This is a genomic window from Ferribacterium limneticum, from assembly GCF_020510565.1.
In the GTDB taxonomy this organism is placed as follows: domain Bacteria; phylum Pseudomonadota; class Gammaproteobacteria; order Burkholderiales; family Rhodocyclaceae; genus Azonexus; species Azonexus limneticus_B.
Genome location: NZ_CP075189.1, coordinates 2,807,401 through 2,824,719 on the forward strand (window position 1 = coordinate 2,807,401; position 17,319 = coordinate 2,824,719).

At 54.5% G+C, this 17,319-nt stretch carries 20 protein-coding genes and 1 pseudogene; 16 read left to right on the top strand and 5 right to left on the bottom strand.

The annotated features are described in order from the left end of the window. The first annotated feature begins 9 nt into the window (after positions 1 to 9). The 5 genes from KI610_RS13495 (at position 10) to KI610_RS13515 (ending at position 3,329) form a co-directional block, all read left to right on the top strand. Entirely contained in the window at positions 10 to 921 is a 912-nt protein-coding gene (locus tag KI610_RS13495; RefSeq protein ID WP_226495481.1) for an acetaldehyde dehydrogenase (acetylating), read from the top strand. A 16-nt stretch (positions 922 to 937) separates the two neighbouring features. After that, positions 938 to 1,969 carry a 4-hydroxy-2-oxovalerate aldolase gene (dmpG, locus tag KI610_RS13500; protein WP_226495482.1) on the top strand — a complete coding sequence of 344 codons (1,032 nt, stop codon included), beginning with the start codon at positions 938 to 940 and terminating at the stop codon, positions 1,967 to 1,969. Further along, positions 1,966 to 2,757: a 2-oxo-3-hexenedioate decarboxylase gene (gene dmpH / locus KI610_RS13505; protein WP_226495483.1), complete on the top strand. Its 792-nt coding sequence runs from the start codon at positions 1,966 to 1,968 to the stop codon at positions 2,755 to 2,757. Before dmpG ends, dmpH begins: the two co-directional genes overlap by 4 nt. A gap of 17 nt (positions 2,758 to 2,774) precedes the next feature. After that, entirely contained in the window at positions 2,775 to 2,966 is a 192-nt protein-coding gene (locus KI610_RS13510; protein ID WP_226495484.1) for a 2-hydroxymuconate tautomerase, read from the top strand. Positions 2,967 to 3,059: 93 nt separating this feature from the next. Further along, positions 3,060 to 3,329: a DUF3135 domain-containing protein gene (locus KI610_RS13515; RefSeq protein WP_226495485.1), complete on the top strand. Its 270-nt coding sequence runs from the start codon at positions 3,060 to 3,062 to the stop codon at positions 3,327 to 3,329. Positions 3,330 to 3,540: 211 nt separating this feature from the next. Here KI610_RS13515 and KI610_RS13520 read toward each other — a convergent pair whose 3' ends face one another. Beyond that, positions 3,541 to 5,265, bottom strand: coding sequence for a methyl-accepting chemotaxis protein (locus KI610_RS13520; RefSeq protein ID WP_226495486.1), 1,725 nt, complete (start codon positions 5,263 to 5,265; stop codon positions 3,541 to 3,543). 186 nt (positions 5,266 to 5,451) lie between these two features. Between KI610_RS13520 and KI610_RS13525 the strand changes: the two genes are divergently transcribed. Genes KI610_RS13525 through KI610_RS13535 form a run of 3 tightly spaced genes read left to right on the top strand, consistent with a single transcriptional unit; the run spans position 5,452 to position 7,426 of the window. Beyond that, positions 5,452 to 5,616 carry a hypothetical protein gene (locus KI610_RS13525; protein ID WP_226495487.1) on the top strand — a complete coding sequence of 55 codons (165 nt, stop codon included), beginning with the start codon at positions 5,452 to 5,454 and terminating at the stop codon, positions 5,614 to 5,616. 49 nt (positions 5,617 to 5,665) lie between these two features. Further along, a complete protein-coding gene (locus tag KI610_RS13530) occupies positions 5,666 to 6,304 on the top strand; it encodes a TetR/AcrR family transcriptional regulator (RefSeq protein ID WP_226495488.1) in 639 nt (212 codons plus the stop codon). 51 nt (positions 6,305 to 6,355) lie between these two features. After that, positions 6,356 to 7,426, top strand: coding sequence for an alkene reductase (locus KI610_RS13535; RefSeq protein WP_226495489.1), 1,071 nt, complete (start codon positions 6,356 to 6,358; stop codon positions 7,424 to 7,426). A 338-nt stretch (positions 7,427 to 7,764) separates the two neighbouring features. On the opposite strand, the gene KI610_RS20210 is transcribed toward KI610_RS13535, so the two are convergent. Both KI610_RS20210 and KI610_RS13550 read right to left on the bottom strand, forming a co-directional pair. Further along, positions 7,765 to 8,598: a TolC family protein gene (locus KI610_RS20210; protein ID WP_264178966.1), complete on the bottom strand. Its 834-nt coding sequence runs from the start codon at positions 8,596 to 8,598 to the stop codon at positions 7,765 to 7,767. A 78-nt stretch (positions 8,599 to 8,676) separates the two neighbouring features. Then, on the bottom strand, positions 8,677 to 8,919 hold the full coding sequence (locus KI610_RS13550) for a TolC family protein (RefSeq protein WP_226495490.1): 243 nt from the start codon (positions 8,917 to 8,919) through the stop codon (positions 8,677 to 8,679). Between the two features lie 155 nt (positions 8,920 to 9,074). Between KI610_RS13550 and KI610_RS20170 the strand changes: the two are divergent. Both KI610_RS20170 and KI610_RS13560 read left to right on the top strand, forming a co-directional pair. Then, a pseudogene (locus tag KI610_RS20170) lies at positions 9,075 to 9,149 on the top strand (hypothetical protein); the annotation flags it as partial. 87 nt (positions 9,150 to 9,236) lie between these two features. Further along, complete coding sequence (locus KI610_RS13560; RefSeq protein ID WP_226495491.1) at positions 9,237 to 9,695, top strand: CerR family C-terminal domain-containing protein; 459 nt, start codon at positions 9,237 to 9,239, stop codon at positions 9,693 to 9,695. Between the two features lie 44 nt (positions 9,696 to 9,739). Here the strand turns inward: KI610_RS13560 and KI610_RS13565 are convergent, their stop codons facing one another. Then, positions 9,740 to 10,141 (bottom strand): hypothetical protein, encoded by a 402-nt coding sequence (locus KI610_RS13565; protein ID WP_226495492.1) that lies wholly within the window; start codon positions 10,139 to 10,141, stop codon positions 9,740 to 9,742. 174 nt (positions 10,142 to 10,315) lie between these two features. Here KI610_RS13565 and KI610_RS13570 point away from each other — a divergent pair, with 174 nt between their 5' ends. The 6 genes from KI610_RS13570 to KI610_RS13595 all read left to right on the top strand — a co-directional run bounded on the left by KI610_RS13570 (position 10,316) and on the right by KI610_RS13595 (position 16,077). Beyond that, positions 10,316 to 11,149, top strand: coding sequence for a glucose 1-dehydrogenase (locus KI610_RS13570; RefSeq protein WP_226495493.1), 834 nt, complete (start codon positions 10,316 to 10,318; stop codon positions 11,147 to 11,149). Between the two features lie 141 nt (positions 11,150 to 11,290). Then, positions 11,291 to 12,880 carry a phytoene desaturase family protein gene (locus KI610_RS13575; protein ID WP_226495494.1) on the top strand — a complete coding sequence of 530 codons (1,590 nt, stop codon included), beginning with the start codon at positions 11,291 to 11,293 and terminating at the stop codon, positions 12,878 to 12,880. Further along, positions 12,877 to 13,095 (top strand): hypothetical protein, encoded by a 219-nt coding sequence (locus KI610_RS13580; RefSeq protein WP_226495495.1) that lies wholly within the window; start codon positions 12,877 to 12,879, stop codon positions 13,093 to 13,095. The genes KI610_RS13575 and KI610_RS13580 overlap by 4 nt, the downstream gene beginning before the upstream one ends. Positions 13,096 to 13,139: 44 nt before the next feature. Continuing rightward, positions 13,140 to 14,924: an FAD-dependent oxidoreductase gene (locus tag KI610_RS13585; RefSeq protein ID WP_226495496.1), complete on the top strand. Its 1,785-nt coding sequence runs from the start codon at positions 13,140 to 13,142 to the stop codon at positions 14,922 to 14,924. A gap of 17 nt (positions 14,925 to 14,941) precedes the next feature. After that, positions 14,942 to 15,382 (top strand): hypothetical protein, encoded by a 441-nt coding sequence (locus tag KI610_RS13590; protein ID WP_226495497.1) that lies wholly within the window; start codon positions 14,942 to 14,944, stop codon positions 15,380 to 15,382. Positions 15,383 to 15,828: 446 nt separating this feature from the next. Continuing rightward, positions 15,829 to 16,077 carry a hypothetical protein gene (locus KI610_RS13595; RefSeq protein WP_226495498.1) on the top strand — a complete coding sequence of 83 codons (249 nt, stop codon included), beginning with the start codon at positions 15,829 to 15,831 and terminating at the stop codon, positions 16,075 to 16,077. Between the two features lie 212 nt (positions 16,078 to 16,289). Here the strand turns inward: KI610_RS13595 and KI610_RS13600 are convergent, their stop codons facing one another. Further along, entirely contained in the window at positions 16,290 to 17,291 is a 1,002-nt protein-coding gene (locus tag KI610_RS13600) for a helix-turn-helix domain-containing protein (RefSeq protein ID WP_226495499.1), read from the bottom strand. Positions 17,292 to 17,319 lie beyond the last annotated feature (28 nt).

A 17,319-nucleotide genomic window follows, 5' to 3' on the forward strand; every position in this document is an offset into this window, starting at 1 on the left:
AACCACAACATGAATAAGATCAAGTGTGCCTTGATCGGCCCGGGCAACATCGGGACCGACCTGCTTTACAAACTGAAGCGCAGCCCCTTCCTCGACCCCGTCTGGATGATTGGCATCGACCCGGAATCCGAAGGCCTGAAGCGTGCCGCCGAAATGGGCCTCAAGACCTGCGCCACCGGCGTAGACGGCTTCCTGCCCCACGTCCTCGCCGACAACGTCCAGATCGCCTTCGACGCGACCTCGGCCTATGTCCACGCCGAGAACTCGCGCAAGCTCAACGCCCTCGGCGTCCTGATGATCGACCTGACGCCGGCCGCCATCGGCCCGTTCTGCGTCCCGCCGGTCAACCTCAAGGAACACGTCGGTCGCCGTGAAATGAACGTCAACATGGTCACCTGCGGTGGCCAGGCCACCATCCCGATGGTGGCAGCCGTTTCCCGCGTTCAACCGGTCGCCTACGGTGAAATCGTCGCCACCGTCTCGTCCAAGAGCGCCGGCCCCGGTACCCGCAAGAACATCGATGAATTCACCCGCACCACCGCCGGTGCCGTCGAAAAGGTCGGCGGCGCCAAGAAGGGCAAAGCCATCATCATCATCAACCCGGCCGAACCCCCGCTCGTCATGCGCGACACCGTGCACTGCCTGACCGAAACCGCCCCGGACCAGGCCGCGATCACCGAATCCATCCACGCCATGATCAAGGAAGTCCAGAAGTACGTCCCGGGCTACCGCCTGGTCAACGGCCCGGTCTTCGATGGCAACCGCGTCTCCGTCTACATGGAAGTCACCGGCCTCGGCGACTTCCTGCCGACCTACGCCGGCAACCTCGACATCATGACCGCCGCCGGTGCGCGCACCGCCGAAATGTTCGCCGAAGAAATGATCAAAGGCACGCTCAAGCTTGAGCCCGTAGTTGCCTGAGTAACTGGAGAAAACAATGACCCTACGCGGCAAAAAAGTAACCGTCCACGACATGACCCTGCGGGATGGCATGCATCCCAAGCGTCACCTGATGACCCTCGACCAGATGGTCAGCATCGCCACCGGCCTCGACGAAGCCGGCGTGCCGCTGATCGAAGTCACCCACGGCGACGGCCTCGGTGGTTCCTCGGTCAACTACGGCTTCCCGGCCCACACCGACGAGGAATACCTCGGCGCCGTCATCCCCAGGATGAAGAAGGCCAAGGTCTCGGCCTTGCTGCTCCCCGGCATCGGCACCGTCGACCACCTCAAGATGGCGCGTGACCTCGGCGTCAACACCATCCGCGTCGCCACCCACTGCACCGAAGCTGACGTCTCCGAGCAACACATCACCATGGCCCGCAAGCTGGACATGGACACCGTCGGTTTCCTCATGATGGCCCACATGAACAGTGCCGAAGGCCTGGTCAAGCAAGCCAAGCTCATGGAAGGGTACGGCGCCAACTGCATCTACGTCACCGACTCGGCCGGTCATCTGCTGCCGGAAGGCGTCAAGGAGCGCCTGTCGGCCGTGCGTGCGGCATTGAAGCCGGAAACCGAACTCGGCTTCCACGGCCACCACAACCTGGCCATGGGCGTTGCCAACTCGATCGCCGCCATCGAAGTCGGCGCCAATCGCGTCGATGCCGCCGCCGCGGGCCTCGGTGCCGGGGCCGGCAATACGCCGATGGAAGTGCTCATCGCCGTGTGCAGCCTGATGGGTATCGAGACCGGTGTCGATGTCGCCAAGATCACCGACGTCGCCGAAGACCTCGTCGTGCCGATGATGGACTTCCCGATCCGCATCGACCGCGATGCGCTGACGCTCGGTTATGCCGGCGTTTATGGCTCATTCCTGCTTTTTGCCAAGCGTGCCTCCGTCAAATACGGCGTACCGGCCCGCGACATTCTGGTCGAACTCGGCCGTCGCGGCATGGTCGGCGGGCAGGAAGACATGATTGAAGACACCGCCATGAGCATGGCACGCGCACGAGGACTGATGGCATGAAACTGAACCAGCAAACCATAGGCCAATTGGCCGAACTGCTTGAAAACGCCGAATTGCAGGCGCACGACGTCGTCAAGATCACCGATGCCAATCCTGAAATGGATTGGGACGACGCCTACGCCATCCAGAACGAAATCCTCCGCCGCAAGCTGGCCCGCGGCAATCGCGTCGTCGGCCTGAAAGCTGGTCTGACCTCGCACGCCAAGATGAAGCAGATGGGCGTTGAAACCCCGTGTTTCGGCTTTCTGGTCGATTACTTCAGCGTTGCCGATGGCGGCGAGATCAAGATCGATCAACTGATCCATCCGAAGGTCGAGCCGGAAATCGTCTTCGTCCTGAAGAAGGCCCTGAAAGGCCCGGGTTGCCACATCGGTGCCGTGCTGGCCGCAACCGATTTCATCATGCCGGGCATCGAGATCATCGATTCGCGCTATCGCGATTTCAAGTTCGACCTGAAGAGCGTTATCGCTGACAACTGTTCGTCGTCGCGTTTCGTCCTCGGCGGGCAGATGACGCCGGTGGCCGGTCTCGATCTGCGCACCCTGGGCGTCGTCATGGAGAAGAACGGCGAACCCGTCGCCATCGGTGCCGGCGCGGCCGTTCTTGGCCACCCGGCAGCGGCGATTGCCATGCTGGCCAACCATCTCGGCGCCCGTGGCGAGGAAATTCCGGCCGGCACGATGATCCTTTCCGGTGGCGTCACCGAGGCAGTCGCGGTCAAGGCCGGTGACAACGTCAGCTTACGCATCCAGGATCTAGGTAGCGTCAATGTGAAATTCATCCACTAAATAGTAAGGAGAAAATTATGCCGTTCGCACAGATCTACCTCATTGAAGGCCGCACGGAAGAACAAAAGAAAGCCGTCATCGAAAAAGTCTGCATCGCTATGTCTGAAGCGCTTGGCGCACCAATCGAAAATACCCGTGTCTGGATTCACGACGTGCCTAAGGCGCAATGGGGAATTGCGGGGAAGACTGCGAAAGAGCTAGGACGCTAAAAACCCGCATTCGACCCGAATTAGGTCGGCGCCTAGCGCCAGACCTATTGCCGCCGATAATCAGCATAAATAAGCCACAACTTGAAGCCCAGCATGCAAGGAAATGATTTTTTTGACTTTGACCTGTTGGCAAAACTATCCGCCGATGCTCCCAGCGAATTTGCCAAGATACGCGACGGCCTGATTCAACAGGCAATCCACTCGTTTCGTATTCAGGAGGATGGATATCGGCTACAAGGTGAAATAGACTTGGAAAGAATGTCTCATGCCGTCGGCACACAAACTTGCGCTGCTCTAGCTTACAAGATCAAAGATATGGTAGAGCAAATGCATTTGTTAGCGGAGGCTCTTCGTGTGGAATAACCCACCCTGATTCGGCGCGAGCCAGCCTAGCTTTCGGCTTATTTTCTCAATAGACAAAGCCTGGAACTATGCTGGCGCCATAACAGCCTCAATTTTGCCCACTGAAGGCTGCTTCACGCTCGATAACGAAATATTTCGCTGCCCCGCATCGGCACCATGGATTTCTCGAATCAAGTGCGAAATTCAATGCCCTGCAAAAAACCATGAAGCCTTACGCCTTGAATAGGCTTACTGCTGATTGCAGCGATACGGCCAATGCGTGAAGGACCTCCGATACAGTTGCCGACTTTGAAGCAGCACTGGCATTCTCCTCACTGAGCCTGGCAACGGCATCCACGCGTCTTGATATCTCACTTGATGTTGTGGAGTGCTCTTTCAGGGAGTACGAAATGCCATTTACTGAAACGGTTACTTCCTGAGAGTTTTCGCGTATGGCCAGAATCCGCTCTGCAGCCTGCGCAGAGAGATCCTTTCCATGATGAACTTTGGAAATTATGATGCCCATTTCATCCACGACGTTGCTTGAAAGATGTTGCATGGCCGAGACCATTGCGCCGATCTCCACGGTCGATGCACTGGTCCTTTCTGCAAGCTTCCTTACCTCATCAGCCACCACAGCGAAACCTCGCCCCATTTCTCCAGCTCGAGCAGCTTCGATCGCAGCGTTCAACGCCAGCAGATTGGTTTGATCTGCAACGTCCTTGATTACCTGAACAATTCTGGATATTTGCCCGGACTGCGTACCAAGCTCTGAAATAGTCATTTCGGCCTTGGCAACCGTCTCAGTTATGGAGTCCATTTCCATAGCGGTTTCAGAAACCATCACCTCACCTTGGTTGGCTGCTAATCCGGCGTTGTTTGCGCGCCCGACCGCGGCTTGGACGGAACTGGTTATGTTGCCGACGGTGGCGGACATCTGTTCGACAGCGGATGCCATAGCTACCGCTAGGTCATTTTGGTGCGCCGATGATTCCGAGAGCTGCCTTGATGCGCTCAACGTATTGTCGGCTGCGCCAGAAATCTCTCTGGCATTATCAGAAACATGCCGAATAAAGTCGCCAACGCGATCCAGCAGTCGGTTGAATGCCGCTGACGTTTCACCGATCTCGTCAGATCGGATAAAGTCAATGCGTTGTGTAAAATCGTTAGTTTCCGCAACTGAAACGATGACAGCTTTCATCCTGTACAGGCTGCCGGTTACGTTCCGGACGATCATAAGTGCCAACACACCGAGGCCGAGCGCCGAAGAAACAAATACAATGGCGATCATCGAAAGCGCACTGACCTGTGCTTCTCGAGCGGACGCGTCAACCTGTTCCGCGTATTTCTTGGTAACACCATTAAGCTTTTCGATCCCTGAATCGGCCTGCTCCCAAACCCCGTTGATTCTGTCATCAATTACCTTGAATTGACCGTGTAGGCTTACCAGCGTTTCCCAATTGTCTGTCTTTGCCATTTCCTGAATTATCGGAAGAAGCCTGTCGTAAGACTCTCGGAATGCATTGAGGCGCTGTTGAACCTCCTCCCATTCGCTGGTCTCTTCATTGGATTTTTCAAGCTTTTGGTAAGCATCGAATGCGGCCCTCACCTTTGCTTCAGCCTCTCCTCGACGCTCTAGCACAGACTCAAATGTGCTTTTTGTTTCACTAAGCGCATCACTTCGGTTTCCCAAACCTTCATATCTTTCCGGCTGCCACGTCGCCACCTCCCTAGTTACCAATAAGGATTTGAGTTGCCACATACGTAGTTCAGCCATTACCACTACGGCGGGAGTGCTGTGTTCATTTGTTTCGCGTAGTGCCGAATCCAGGCGACTCACGCCGATCCACCCGGCAGAGCCAACCAGAACCAAGCTTGAAAGGGACAAAATTGCGAGTAAAACTAACTTCTGTTTAATTGTAAGAGCACGCATGCCCATCCTTTTTGGGTTATTCATTCAATCATCTTGGACCGGCGCAATCCCTTGAATCGCCACTCGGAAATCCGTTGATGAAAGCTACTTCCCACAAGCCCATTGTTCCAACAAGCAGCCTGAATTCTCAAAATTCACAGCAGTGATAAATCGCCACTCTGGCAGCTTCCTGCCTCAGGGATAGGCAACGTCGGGAACTTGCCCTCCCCGATGCCAAACCTCACCGCTTCGTGGAAACTAACAATCGGGGACGTTGGCAATGCCGCTGCCTTTATGCTTTCCGATTTTGTCATCGTCATCACCGGCAAAATTTTCTATTTCGATGACAACCGGCACGCCACCGATATGGGCAACCAAACCTCCATCGCGACTTGACGGCAAAATCGTTACCGATCAAGCAAGGAGAATTACATATTGGACAGTTATGGACTTGTCGTTCCAAAACATCTATATTGCACGCAAACGGATTGAGATTGATGAAATGGCACGTCCTCGCGAGTTTGATAAACAAAAGGCCTTGCTTCAAGCAATGCGACTCTTCTGGAGCAAAGGCTATGAGGCAACATCGATCTCCGAGTTGCTCAAAGCGACTGGGCTCAGCAAGAGCAGCCTGTATGACACGTTCGGTAGCAAGCGCGAACTGTTTCTGGAAGCGTTCGATGAATATCGAAAGGAGCGGATGCGAAAACTCCATGGCTATCTTACCCAGTGCCCCACTGCCCTCGCCTCAATCCACGCTTTTTTCGAAATGGTTGTTGAACACGCAAGAAATGAAGAGCAACCGTTTGGCTGTATGAGTTGTAATGAAGCAGCCGAGTTAGGGCCGCATGACGTGGAAGTCCAGCAATTGGTGGAGCAAGACTTCGTCGGAATGGAGGATTCGTTCGCTCTGGCGATTGAGCGCGGAATACAGGACGGTTCGATTTCTCCCACAAAAGATGCTCGCAAACTCGCCCGATTCTTGTGCGCAAGCCATCAAGGCTTGCAAATCATGGCACGCGCCAAAACCGCCCCCCAACGCCTGGATGATACGTTGTCTGTAATGATGTCAGTTCTGGAGTAATTTTTTTATCGATTACGGACCGATCGGTCCATTACATGAAGGAGTGAAAGCATGGCAACTACTCGTCTTGATAAACTACTTTCCCCCGTCCAGCTAGGTGTGCTCACGCTGAGAAATCGGATGGTCATGGCACCACTAACGCGCAGTCGAGCGGGGGAAGGCGACGTAGCAAACCCAACTGTTGCCGAATATTATCGCCAGCGTGCCACCGCAGGTCTCATCGTTACAGAAGCATCGCAGATATCTCTTCAGGGCAAAGGTTACCCACGGACCCCCGGTATTTTCACTGACGCACAGATTGCTGGCTGGAAGCTGGTGACTGATGCCGTTCATGCCGAGGGGGGGCACATTTTCCTGCAAATCTGGCATGTTGGCCGTATGTCGCATCCTGTTGTTCAGCCGAATGAAGAGTTGCCTGTTGCTCCTTCGGCAATCAAGCCTGTTGGTGAAATCGTCACCTTTGCCGGCCTGAAATCCCTCGAAATACCACGTGCCCTCGATATTGAAGAAATTCCGGAAGTGGTTGACGATTTTCGCCAGGCAGCGGAGAACGCCAAGCAGGCTGGCTTTGACGGTGTGGAAATCCATGCAGCCAATGGCTACCTGATCGACCAGTTTCTACGCGATGGTAGCAATGTACGTACTGATGCTTATGGGGGTTCTGTTGAAAACCGCGCCCGATTCCTTAAGGAAGTAGTTGAGGCAGTCATCCCTGTCTTCGGCGCCGATCGCGTGGGTGTTCGTTTGTCGCCCATCTTCAATAACTTCTCAATGAGCGACAGCAATCCGGCTGCTACTTTTGGCCACGCTGCTGAACTACTGGGCCAATACGGGCTGGCCTATCTGCATGTAATGCAATTAGGTGAAGGGCAGTTCGATTTTGCCGAATTAAAACGCCGTTTCGGCGGAACCTATATCGCAAATGGCGGATATGACGCAGCGCGAGCCGAAACAGCAATCCGTACGGGTGACGCTGACCTTGTGGCCTTCGGCACTGCATTTCTAGCCAATCCTGATCTGGTCGAGCGATTTAAGCAAGGAGCTCCACTAAATCAACCAGATAGTTCAACTTTCTATCAAGGAGAAGAACGCGGCTATACCGATTATCCAACATTAGCCTGACCAACGGACTTTCTGCGCTTGTTGAATCCTGATGCCAGAATATTCCGTGAACAACTGGAATTCTGCCCCCTGTACCCAGCCCGGGTCTGGGGGGCAGGCGCTCACGTAATCAACGGCTCTTTATCGACGAGCAGAATATCGACAACTGCTGCAAAAGATGCCTTGACCAACGTGATATCGGATGAAGGCGATACAAAACACCGTTGCCAAATGACGTAGGAAAATAGAATTTCGGAGATCGTTTGGCCAATGTATGGATCAACGTGCAGAAAGTCACCCTGAGCGATACCCTGATCTATTATCGGGACGAGGATAGCGCTGGCTTGCCCAGTATTTTCTCACGCATTAATCTCGTCATCTCCGGGAAGATGTGGGATTCGGACACCATCAATTTCGGCAAGCATGTGAGGTCTGTTGCTCCAAATGCCTGCCACCAGAAATAGATTTGCTCGTACAACTGTATTGCGGCTACCCTGTTGGCTTTGGCTGGAATGGCCGTTATACGGCGATAGCCCGGTTAAACAGTTGTTCCAAGGCAGTTTTGAATAGTGCTTCCTTGCTATCAAAATACAAATATATGGTGCCCTTGCTAACACTGGCTCGTGTAGCAATATGCTCAATACTGCTCGGCAATCCGGAATATCATGTCCATCCTCCACCATAACCTTGTATAGCGTGACGAGATTCGACAGCAGCTGGACCTGAAGTTGAATCAGCTCCTGTTGCGCGCTATAGAGCGATCGCTCCGCATCCAGCACTACCAGATAGCTGTCTATGCCCTGCCGGTAATGGGAATCGGAAAGCCTGAGGCTCGAATCGGCTGCCTCGACCAATGCGCTCTGCGCCTCGACTTGACTAAGCAGCGTTCCCCGGGCGATCAGCCCGTCCGAGACCTCACGAAGTGCTCCCTGAATGGCCTTCTCATAGCGTGCAACGGCAATTTCCCGGTTCGCTTTGGACGCATCCAGATTGGCCTGGTTACGGCCTGCATCGAAGATCGGGACGGTAATGCTGGGCACAAATGGCCACGTGCGTGAATCCGAGTCAAACAGGCCACTCAAGGCGGGGCTCGCGAACCCAGCCAATGCCGTCAACGAAATCATCGGGAAGAAGGCGGCGCGAGCGGTGCCGATGTTGGCATTCGCAGCTTTCAGTGCATGCTCGGCCAGCATAATGTCTGGGCGATACAACAGAACTTACGAAGGAAGCCTGACAGGCAGATCTTGAACAAGCGTTATGTTGTCCAATTCTCATCTCAGGCCAGCCTTGGTGATCGACATGCCGGCCAGCATCTGCAGGGCATTGATGTCCTGCTCGACAAGCCGGAGGTATCGGGCCTGACTGGCCCGCGCGGCTTCGATAGCGGATCGGGCGTGGGCGCGATCCAATTCGTTACCCATGCCCAATTCGAACCGGCGTTCGATCAGTTTCAGGGTTTTCTGACGGGTCGCGAGCGTATTTTCGGCCAGGGAAAACTGCTTGCGGTCCCCCAAGAGGCATAGCTACGCATTGGCAATCTCCGCAATCAATGCAATCTGGGTCGCGTTGCGCGCTTCCGCGGTAGCCAGATAGTTTTCCAGTGCCTGCTGATTCGGACTGCGCAGACGCCAGAACAGGTCAAGTTCGAAAGCCGTGATGACTACAAATACTGGAAGCCGCCGGCGAGGTTTTCGCCGAGAAAGGTGTCGGCCACGCCACCGGCAAAGAAATCGCCGAGCGCGCCAGCACCAACTCGGCTGCCGTGAACTACTATTTCGGTGGAATCGACTGTCTCTACTCCGAAGTCCTCGAGGAGGCCCATCATCGCTTGATGGATTTGGAATTCCTGAAGACAGTCAACGAAGCACCGGGCACCCCATCGGAAAAGCTCAACATCTTCCTGGAAGGGATGATCCGGGCCATTCTGGGCCCGACCTCCTCGAGTTGGGCGCTTCGTGTCCTGGGCTGGGAAATGCTTCACCCCTCGGATGCGCTTCAAACGCTTCTGGAGCGTGAGGTTCTCCCCAAGAAGCAGATCGCCCTTGGCTTCGTCAGTCAGATTCTGGGATTGCCTCCCGATCATCCGTCCGTTGCCCGCTGCGGACTGAGCATCATCGGCCCCATTGCCCTCCTTTTACTCGGTAGCCCCGAGATGCTGCAACACGCCGCTCCCTGCGCCGCCGCAGGCAACCAGGTAGATGCTGTAGTGAATCATTTCCAGCGATTCATCAAGGGCGGACTGTCCGCTGTAGCAGAGGATATAAAGCCTACCAAGGCGGCCGCCAGATAAACTCCGCACCCTCCTCGCATTGCTGAGGAAAATCGGCGGCTCCTCTATTCCTTGCTGGAAGGCAATGGGTGAATCATGCGCACACCAGTGCTCACATAATTTCGGGCATCTTCAAGCGTATCGAAGCGTTGAATCCGAATCGCCGCCAAACCACTGTCGTTAAAGGCGTTGATAAGCTTGCTCAAAACAGGGTGGTCTCCGACAAACGCGACTTTTAGCCTTGTATTCCTTTGAACAGCGACGCCAGCTCGGGCACCCATAAACTCTAACCCGTTATCCGATACCGAAAAATCAGTCACGTTCGAGAAGTCATGGATGCTGTAATACATATCGTCAAGGCGAGCATCCCCTTGAATCGCCATGGCAGAGGACTCGAGTTCTTCCTCCGTCAGGCAGCCCCAACACTCACGCACTACGCCAAACCTTTCCCAGGTTAGTTTAACCACCTTTAACTGCTCCAAAACACCATGTCACGCTGCTCATGCTATGGCCAAAGCAATGGCACATATTTAACAAAGATCAACAGTTTGTAGTCGTGTGGCTGCACCGGTCTTCGTATCAGCTTTAGCTGGATATTTCCGGCCACTCATCCAAGAAATTGTTCACTCCCATACAAGGAAGTGTTTTTCCTGCTGGCTATGATCAAGGTACACAAAAAAATCACCTTGGAGACAAGTATGGGACAGATTGGACAGGTACTAAAGGACAAAGTTGTCATTGCAACAGGTGCGGCAACGGGCATTGGTCGTACGGCAGCGCTTATGTTTGCCCAAGCGGGCGCCAAGGTGGTTGTTGCAGATATGAATAGTGATGCAGGGGAAACAACCGCCCAATCAATCCGGAAGGCAGGTGGCGAATCCATTTTCATTGCGACGGACGTTTCTGATGAAACATCAGTTGCGGAGCTTGTGCGACGTACCGTAGAGACATTCGGGAAACTCGACTGTGCATTCAACAACGCCGGAATTGAAATGGGACAAAAGCCCCTTCACGAAATTCCCTTGTCGCAATGGCAGCGGGTAATGAACGTTGACTTGACGGGCGTTTTCCTCTGCATGAAGTATCAGATACCAGCCATGCTCGCCACGGGGGGCGGTTCAATTGTCAATACCGCATCCAACCTCGGCATGGTGGCCATTCCCAATGGCTCCGAATACATCGCGGCCAAACACGGTGTAATCGGTCTTACCAAGGCTGCCGCCATTGAGTATGCCGAACAAGGCGTCCGGATCAACGCCCTGCTGCCCGGCGTCACCAAGACCCCAATGATTGCCCGGCTCATGGAAGACCCTGCAGCTTCCCAGATGTTCGAAGCCATCCGGAAGGCACACCCCATCGGACGATTTGCCACCCCAGAGGAAATTGCTCAAGGAGCTATCTGGCTGCTCTCCGATGCGTCCTCTTTCGTTGTCGCCACCTCCTTGCTGGTGGATGGCGGTTATGTGGCGATGTAATTCACCCCATTTCATATTGGATATTTCGGGGTTTCATTAAGCAAATTAAACCGCAACACCCGAAATTTCGTGGACTCCTAGTTCAGAACGGATATCTGCGGAATTTCGATACATATCAAATATAACTGGAGACAAAAAAGCATGGCAAAGAACTACGATGTCATCGCCATCGGTGCGGGACATAACGGCTTGGTGGCTGCTGCCTACATGGCCAAAGCAGGCAAGAAGGTGCTGGTATTAGAACGCAACGCCCATGCCGGCGGTGGCGTTGTCACCCGCGAGGCAACCCTGCCCGGTTTTCACCATGACATGCACTCCATGGCCCACATCATGGTGCTGGCAAATCCGATGATCCAGCAGGACGAACTAGGTCTGCAATCCAAATTCGGGCTCAAGTACGATGTGGCAGAAGTGCCCCATGCCAGCGTCTTCGGCGACGGGACTGTGCTTTATACCTACAAAGACATCGACCGTACCGCCCAGTCCATCGCCACGGTTTCGGAAAAGGATGCCGAAAGCTATCGCCGTTTCGCCCAGGCCAGTAAGGCGATGCTGCCTTTGTTCCTTTCCTCTCTCTATTCCCCGCCGCTCCCCATGGTGGCCTTCGTGGGGATGATGGACCAGAGCAGCGAAGGGCGCGACATCATGCAGATGCTGCAACGCACGCCGTTGGACATCTGCAATGAGTGGTTCGAAAATGACAAGGTCAAGATGCATCTGCTGCGCCTCATGTCCGAAAACCTGATTTTCTGGGACGAACTCGGGGCTGGCGCGACCTTCTTCTTGTGGCCCGGACTGGTGCATACCTATGGCATCCAGCAACCCATTGGCGGCAGCGGCAAGTTGACTGAAGCTTTGATCAAGTGCATCGAGTACTTCGACGGCGAAGTTCAACTCAATCGCTCCGTGCGTAAAGTGGTTACGAAAAATGGCCGCGCCACGGGTGTCGAGATGGAAGATGGCCAGGTTTATGAAGCCAGGGATGGCCTGATTGGGGCGATCCACCCACATAACCTGTCCAAGATGGTCGATGGCCTCGACCCTGCCATCACGACGCGTGGCAAGCGTGTTCTGCTCTCCAAACTGGCGACAATCAACACCAGCTACGCCCTCAACGAGCCGCTGCGTCACAAAGCCGGCCCGGAATTCGACAAGGCCGTCATCTCCGAATGCATGATGTGGGAAAGCGTTGACGAAGCGATGATCGACATCGACAACATCAAGCGCGGTCGTCTGCCCAAATACCCCCTGACCATGGGTGTTGACCCCAGCGTGCGGGACAAGACCCGGGTCCCGTCAGGCAAGGGCATCATGTACAACACCGCGCTGGTGCCCTTCCGTCTCGTCGGCCACGAACCCGCCTACTGGGACGAATACAAGGAAACTGTTGCGGACATGAACCTGGAATACCTCCGCCAGTTCACCTACAACCTGAACGCGGAAAACATTCTGGCCCGCCACATTGAAAGCCCGCTCGATATGGAACGCTGGAGCCCCAGCTTCATGGAGGGCGACATCCACGGTGCGGCCCCCAACTTCTTCCAGAGTGTGGGTCATCGCCCCACCGCCGACTTGGGCCAATACACCGTACCCGGCGTTTCTGGGCTCTATCTGGTTGGTCCGTTCATGCACCCGGGCGGTGGCGTCAATGGCGCCGGCCGCGCTACGGCAATCCGCATGCTGGGCGACCTGAATATTGATTTCGATAAAGTGGCAGGAGCAGCGTTATGAAGTTGTATGGTCCAGACAATCAGGAAATGATGCAGGTCAGCAAGATCGAGCTCGACGGACAACAGCTGATGATTCGCGGAAAAATCTACGGAACGATGCCCCTAGTGGCTGTATTGCGCCCCGAAGAAGTGCGTGCCGCCTTGTCGCTTCTGAACTGGAAAACGGTGGTGTTTGTCATCAAAGCACTTCTTTCAAGAAGCAAAAAAACCAAGTAAAGCTTCTTTCGAAGCTCTCATACCCACTCAGTGGAGACCTGAATATGTCCAAAAACCAAAAATCGATGGGCGCAGAACCATCCCGCCGGAAGTTTCTTCGCTCGACCGTAGCTGGCAGCGCTGCCGGACTTGCCGGCATTTCCTCATTCGCAGTAAGTGATGCCCATGCTGCCGGCAAATGGGACCAAGAAGCCGACATTCTGGTCGTCGGTACCGGCGCTGCCGCATCGTCCGCCGCCATTACCGCAGCCCAGTCGGGCAGTTCGGTAATCATGGTTGAAAAAGCACCGGTATATGGTGGAACGTCAGCCAAGGCGGATGGCGGCATGTGGGTTCCGAACAACCGATTTATGCGAGCTCAAGGCAAAGCCGATTCTCGTAATGATGCTTTGCGCTATATGGCACGCTGTGCTCGTCCGCATTTGTACCGAGCGGATGACCCTCAGTTCGGCATGCCGGAATCCGAATTCAAGTTGTTGGAAGCCTTTTATGACAATTCGTCCAAGGCCTTTGAGTTTCTCGAAGGAATTGGGGCCTTGAAAACGACTGCCGTTTTGAGCCTCCCCGACTACTACGACAGTGCTCCCGAAAACAAGGCCCCCCAAGGCCGCATGATTATGTCTGAGCGTCCGGATGGGCAATTTGGGCCAGGCTTGGAACTAATCAGGCAACTAAAAGCCTGGGTAGACTCAAAGAAGATTCCAGTTCTGCTCAAACATCGCGTCCGGAACCTGGTGCGCAACGACAAAGGAGAAGTTGTTGGACTTGAAGCAACGAATGCCAACGGAGATGTGGTGCTGCTGCGCGCGCGCAAGGCGGTCATCTTCGCTACCGGCGGCTTCTCGCACAATCAAGAGTTGATCCGAAACTTCCAACCGGGTCCTGTTTATGGCGCCTGTGCCGTTCCCTCCGCCGAAGGCGACTTCGTCGCGATCGCCCAAACCGCCGGTGCCAAGCTGGGCAATATGGTCAATGCTTGGCGCATGCAGTTGGTACTGGATCATTCCCTCGAAATGCGCAGTGTCCCCAAAGGCATATGGCAGCCCCCCGGCGACAGCATGATCATGGTGAACAAATATGGCGAGCGTGTCGTCAATGAAAAGCACAACTACCATGATCGCTCAAGGGTTCACTTTAACTGGGATGCCAATCGGGAAGAGTATCCGAATCAGTTCTTGTTCATGGTCTACGACCGAAGGGTTGAAGAACTGTTCGGGGGCAACTTTCCGTTGCCTGCCCCCGGGGCCGGCGCGCCGTATGTCATCAGCGGCAACACCCTAGAGGAGCTGGGACAGGCGATACAAGCGCGCCTAGACCAGAATGTTAAAAAGGTGGGTGAAGTTCGGCTGAAAGGCTTCGCACAAAATCTCGCTAAGACTATTACTACCTTCAACCGCTACGCACAAACCGGGAACGATGAGCAATTTCAACGGGGAGAATTTCGCTGGGACAAGGAATGGCAGGTTTATACGTCAATCCCGCGCAGTGGCACGTCCTGGAAGACGGATGAGATGCCGAGCAAAACCATGCATCCGTTCCAGGCCGAAGGCCCCTATTTCGCAATCATTCTCGCCCCGGGCGTCCTTGACACCAATGGCGGCCCCGTTATTAATCCAGTGGCTCAGGTGATGGATGCTTCCAACAGGCCAATCCCTGGTCTCTATGGTGCAGGTAATTGCATCTCCTCTCCTGCTGCGCAAAGTTACTGGGGAGCTGGCCCAACTTTGAGTCTCGCCATTACCTTCGGACACCTAGCCGGCGTGAATGCAGCCAAAGAGTCAGCGAAAGACGCTAGCCATATCCAGGCTGCCGGAAACAGAAGGAAGTAATGCGCTAGGAGACCATCATGCTTTTGAAATTGACCTCTCCACCTTGGCTTATTGCTTATGGCTTTCTGCTCACCTTTCCCGCTTGTGGCATGGCACAAACCGCTTCGCATCACCTCAAGCCTCAGCCAGGAAATAGCAAACTGAATTTCCATAAGGATATCCAGCCCATTTTCGATGCCAACTGCGTGGTATGTCACCAAACTGGTGGAACCCAAGGCGGACTGAACCTGGAAGACGGAGAATCCTATGGCGCGACGGTGATGCGCAATAGTGAGGAGAGCAAGTTGCTGCGAATCGCTCCCGGCCGCCCTAAAGAAAGCTACCTGATTCACAAACTCGAGGGGTCGCATATTGAGGCTGGTGGGACAGGAGAACAGATGCCCACCACAGGCCCACTAGACAAGGGGTCAATCCAAATCCTACGGCGATGGATACAGGAAGGTGCCAGGAAGGATTAACGCAGTACAAAACCATTGTCGCCCCCCAAAAAAATGGTGCAGGCTTAATCTGCACCATTTTTCTTTTCCATGTTTCTTTACACGGTCACGACCTTGCCGACACTCAGTGGAAGCCAATGCTCATGATCCAGCAACCCACCCAACGAGCCTCAGTATGGCTCTGGTCCAGCTGAGATTTTAAGCCAGAGCACGGAGTCCATAGCCCGCGGCTCGGCGGCTCTATGCCTCGTTCCCGTATCCGGCGACGGACCTGATTCGCGTTAACCTGTTTAGCTAGAGCAATGCCGGCGACTGATGCGCCGATCTCACAACACAGGCCGCAATCATGGCCTGCTTGAACTCTTCTGTATGGTTCCGCCTGCGGCGGATCGGTTTCTCGATTTCCATAGTGTACACCACCGAATTTAGTGGACACTATCTTCACGGTCTAAGCCTTCAATTCACTGATGACTCCGGGCGTTAACATTCCAGTTCAGAAAAACTTGCTTGCTTTGTCATCTCACTTACTCACTGTTGGGCTCTGCGCATTTTCTCATCCTGCCGGCATCGTCGCTCCGGCGGACGGAATAAGTCAGCGTTTCCTTACAGAATTTGGCAAACGGGTGTTAAAGATTTTACACTCACCGCAAAAGCTTGCTGCGCAGCATATGGCGATCGCCGCCGCACACGATCCGGCAGTGGGACGCCTGTTCTAAGAAAATTGGCCCAGCCAAAGAATGCAATATGCTGAAGGCTATTTTGATGAAGTTATGAATGCTGGCAAGCTACGCCACGTCGCCCCAAGCTAGCAACCGCTCATTTTACGAGGCCTAGTGAAATCAGAGGTGCATGAGCCATGCCTCTTCAACGCCAGACTGCAATTAATAGCCAATGCAGTAGAACGGGCGGGGAACGTGTTCATGCGCGCCTATAGTCCGCAATCCACACCTCCGCGATGCCCACGTATATCTGAGATAACCGAAACAGCATTTCTGTACGCGCTCGGTGGTTGTCCAAAGCGGGCCTTAAACAGGTTGCTAAAGTGCGCAGCATCGCAGAAGCCAAAACGGTGCGCGATGTTGGTAATTGATTCGCCGGCAAAACTTGGATTCGTCAGGGCGCTTTCCGCCCGAGCAAGCCGTTCCTTTCTAACCCACTCCGAGAATGTTGTCCCTGCTTCCGCAAAAATTCGGTGTAGGTACCTTGGAGTAAAACCAAAAGCTGCAGCGATAGTGGTTGGACTGAAAACCGGATCAAGCAAAGTATCGCGCATGAAGTCCTCGATGCGTCTGAAAAGTGCTTTACGGTAAGCTGTCCCGGTCAGTGTTGCCTCTGTAGGACGAAAACATGCCTCGAGCAGATTGAAGGTTGCGCGAAGTACGTTCGCCTGGTCGCGCGGCGCTATAAGTCCGACTGACTGATGCAGAGCTTTGATATGTGATTTGAGCAACAAGCCCATTCCAGAACTCTGTCCGATTTTCTGCCCGGTAAGGTCGTCGACGTTTCCAATGTGCTGGCAAACTAGGTCTCGAGGGAAGAGGATGGTCTTGCACTCTACGGTGTCCCAAGAGCGAACACCGCCAGGGCGCATACCATCCCACAGGAGCAGCTCATCGGCCTGAAGCAACAGCTCGCGCCCCCCCTGGTTGAAGGCCACGGTTCCCTTGACGAAGAAGGTCAGGCCGATCACACAATCATCACGCCGATTGATATCGCTCATACCCCGAGCCCCCGAGATCGGTTCGTACTCGATTTCTGAGAAAACGAGCGGCCCCACTTCGCGCCGTCTGAAGCGTGCCTGAAATCCATGCCGGCTGATCGGCTTGATGTTCCAGTGCAAGTGGCACCGATTCAACTCTCTGGAAAATTCTCGATAGTCGACGAAAGAACCCTGCTCCGCTGGGCAGCAAACCGTAGAAACAGCAGCCATGACCAAAGCCCCCTGATTACTCACCAAT